The organism is Pseudomonas sp. 05N434 (genome assembly GCF_056396965.1).
The window spans coordinates 1-3,289 of the sequence record NZ_JBFTMK010000561.1 but is presented as its reverse complement, the minus strand read 5'-3'; the positions used below and the strand labels follow the sequence as shown (position 1 = coordinate 3,289).

Genomic DNA, 3,289 nt, shown 5'->3' with positions numbered 1-3,289 from the left:
GAGGGGCAGATGCCCTTCAGCTAAAAAGACAAAAGCCTACAGGAGTGTTCACCGTGAACCGCCTGCTATTGAACTGCGACATCGGCGAGAGTTTCGGCAACTGGACCATGGGTCTGGACGCCGAGGTCATGCCCTTCATCGACTGCGCCAACATCGCCTGCGGTTTCCATGCCGGCGACCCGAGCATCATGCGCAAGACCGTCAGCCTGGCCCTGAGCAACGGCGTGCAGATCGGCGCGCATCCGGCCTATCAGGATCTGGTCGGTTTCGGCCGCCGCTCCATGGCGTATACCGCCCAGGAACTGCAGGACCTGTTGCACTACCAGATTGGTGCCCTCGACGGCATTTGCCGGGCTCAGGGCGGGCGGGTGAGTTACGTCAAACCCCACGGCGCGATGTACAACGACATGATGGCCAACCCGGCGCAATTGCGCGCGGTGATCCAGGCCGTGGCGGCCTATGACCGGACACTGCCGCTGATGCTGATGGCCACCCGCGACAACAGCGCCGCCCAGCAGTTGGGCGACGAATACGGTGTGACCCTGTGGTTTGAAGCCTTCGCCGATCGCGCTTACGACAGCGCCGGAATGCTGGTCTCGCGGCAACTGCCGGGTGCCGTGCATCACGATCCCGAGAAAATCATCGAACAGGCGCTGATCATTGCCCGCGGTGACAACCTCACGGCCAGCGATGGCAGCGCCTTGCACCTGCAGGCCAATACCTTGTGCGTACACGGCGACAACGCCAGTTCGGTGGCCGCCGTGCGGCGCATTCGCGAGGCCTTGAATCAGCAGAGCGCATCATGAAGCCACGGGTGGAAGTGGTGGCGCTCGATTGCCTGATGGTGCGCCTGTTCGATGAAATTGCCGAGGCCAACATGCCGTGGATGCTGGCTGCCAGTGAGCGTTTGCGAGAAGCATTCGCCAGCCATTTGATCGATCTGGTGCCGTCCTACACGACGCTGATGGTGCATTACGATCTGATGGCATTGAACCCGGCCCAGGCCCGGGAGTTGATCGCTCAAGCCCTGATCGATCTGACGCCCAACGCTCGGGCCAAGGGTAAATGCCATGTGCTGCCGGTCTGGTATGACCCGAGTGTCGGTCCGGAACTTGGCTTGTTATCTCAACGCAGCGGACTAACGGTGCAAGAGGTAATCCGCCGCCATAGCGAACACGAGTATCAAGTGTTCGCGTTGGGCTTCGCGCCGGGGTTCGCGTTCATGGGGTTGGTGGAAGAAGTGTTGGCCGCACCGCGTCTGAGTACCCCGCGCAAAAAAGTCGCCGCCGGCAGTGTCGGCATCGCCGAACGCCAGACGGCGGCTTATCCGGTAGTGTCCCCCGGCGGCTGGAACCTGATCGGTCGCACACCGGCCAAATTGTTCGACCGTGAACGCGACGGCTACAGCTTGATGCAACCGGGCGACACGGTGCGCTTCGAGGCGGTCAGTCATGCCGAGTTCATCAACCTGGGCGGTGACGACACGCCGTTGGAGACCTTGGCATGAGCCGACTGACGATTGAAGCAAGTACACCGCTTTGCCTGTTGCAGGACGCCGGGCGATTTGGTGTGCGGCATCTGGGCGTGACCCAGGGCGGCGGACTGGATTGGCGATCGATGTCGTGGGCCAATTGGCTGTTGGGTAACGGGCTGGATGCGTCGGTGATCGAAATTACCCTCGGCGGGTTCAGTGTGGTGGCCGAGGACGATTGCTTGCTGGCATTGGCTGGTGCCGATCTTGGGGCGCAGATTGATGGCCAGCCCTTGGCGCCGTGGCGCAGTTTCAAACTGGGCAAAGGTCAACGATTGCAATTCACGCAACCGTTGCTTGGCGCTCGGGCGTACCTCGCGGCACCAGGCGGGTTTGATGCGCCGAAGGTGCTGGGCAGCACTGCGACTGTGGTGCGTGAGGAACTCGGCGGCCTCGACGGCATGGGCCGGGCGTTGGCCAAGGGATCGTCGTTGAAGTACTCCACCGAGGCGCCGCTGCTGGTACGGGAACTGCCTCGCGAGCACGTTCCGGATTTCAACCTCGATACGCCGCTGGACCTGGTGCTTGGTGCGCAAATCGGTGAATTCAGCGGGCAGAGTCTGTTTGACGCATTCAACAGCGTCTGGACCCTCGACAGTCGCGCCGATCGCATGGGCATTCGTCTGTTGGGAGCGGCATTGCAGTATCAGGGCAAGCCGATGATTTCCGAAGGCATCCCGCTGGGGGCGGTCCAGGTGCCGCCGGATGGGCAGCCGATTGTGCTGCTCAATGACCGGCAGACCATTGGCGGTTATCCGCGGTTGGGGGCGTTGACACCGTTGGCGTTGGCGCGGCTGGCGCAGTGTCTGCCGGGGGCGACGGTGCGGTTGAAACCGGTGGTGCAGGACGTCGCGCATCGCGAACAAGTCGAGTATTTGCGCCGGTTTTAACTGTGGCAAGGGGGCGTTCCGACAAGCCCCCCTCGCCATAGATGCAATGCTCTACTTGGAAAGAAACCGCATCCCTTCCTCCAACCCCCGCAACGTCAGCGGATACATTTGATCATCGATCAAATCCCGCACGATGTTGGTCGACGAGGTATAGCCCCAGGTGTCTTTCGGGTACGGGTTGATCCAGATGAGCTTCTTGTACTTTTCCTTGAAGCGCTGCATCCACACGTAACCGGCTTCTTCGTTCCAGTGCTCGACGCTGCCGCCGGCCTGGGTGATTTCATAGGGCGCCATGGCGGCGTCGCCGATGAAGATCACTTTGTAGTCGGCGCCGTACTTGTGCAGCAAGTCCTGGGTGGCGGTGCGCTCGGAGGTGCGGCGCATGTTGTTCTTCCACACCGATTCATAAATGAAGTTGTGGAAGTAGAAGTACTCCAGATGCTTGAACTCGGTCTTGCAGGCCGAGAACAGCTCTTCGCAGATCTTCACGTGGGCATCCATCGAGCCGCCGATGTCGAACAGCAGCAGCAACTTGACGGTGTTGCGCCRCTCCGGACGCATCTGGATGTTCAACAACCCGGCATCGCGCGCGGTGTGGTCGATGGTGCCGTCGATGTCCAGTTCTTCCGCCGCGCCCTGACGGGCGAATTTACGCAAGCGACGCAGGGCGACCTTGATGTTGCGCGTGCCCAGTTCCACCGAATCGTCGAGGTTCTTGTACTCGCGCTGATCCCAGACTTTCACCGCTTTGCCCTGACGCTTACCGGCATCGCCGACCCGAATGCCTTCCGGGTTGAAACCGCCGGAACCGAACGGGCTGGTGCCGCCGGTGCCGATCCATTTGTTGCCGCCGGCATGGCGTTCTTTC

Annotated in this window: 4 protein-coding genes; 3 read left to right on the top strand and 1 reads right to left on the bottom strand. The window is 61.4% G+C overall.

Translation table 11 applies throughout. From position 1 onward, the window contains the following. Positions 1–53 precede the first annotated feature (53 nt). From AC1DLB_RS25810 to AC1DLB_RS25800, 3 genes are read left to right on the top strand one after another with little or no spacing between them, the layout of a single operon-like run. Positions 54–806, top strand: a complete 753-nt coding sequence (locus AC1DLB_RS25810; RefSeq protein WP_064619663.1) for a 5-oxoprolinase subunit PxpA — start codon at positions 54–56, stop codon at positions 804–806. After that, a complete protein-coding gene (pxpB, locus tag AC1DLB_RS25805; RefSeq protein WP_028939352.1) occupies positions 803–1,507 on the top strand; it encodes a 5-oxoprolinase subunit PxpB in 705 nt (234 codons plus the stop codon). The genes AC1DLB_RS25810 and pxpB overlap by 4 nt, the downstream gene beginning before the upstream one ends. Beyond that, positions 1,504–2,421 (top strand): 5-oxoprolinase subunit C family protein, encoded by a 918-nt coding sequence (locus AC1DLB_RS25800; RefSeq protein ID WP_138866155.1) that lies wholly within the window; start codon positions 1,504–1,506, stop codon positions 2,419–2,421. The genes pxpB and AC1DLB_RS25800 overlap by 4 nt, the downstream gene beginning before the upstream one ends. Before the next feature lie 51 nt (positions 2,422–2,472). Here the strand turns inward: AC1DLB_RS25800 and AC1DLB_RS25795 are convergent. Continuing rightward, positions 2,473–3,289: vWA domain-containing protein (locus AC1DLB_RS25795; RefSeq protein ID WP_477785892.1), on the bottom strand; the 817-nt coding region annotated here is incomplete at its 5' end.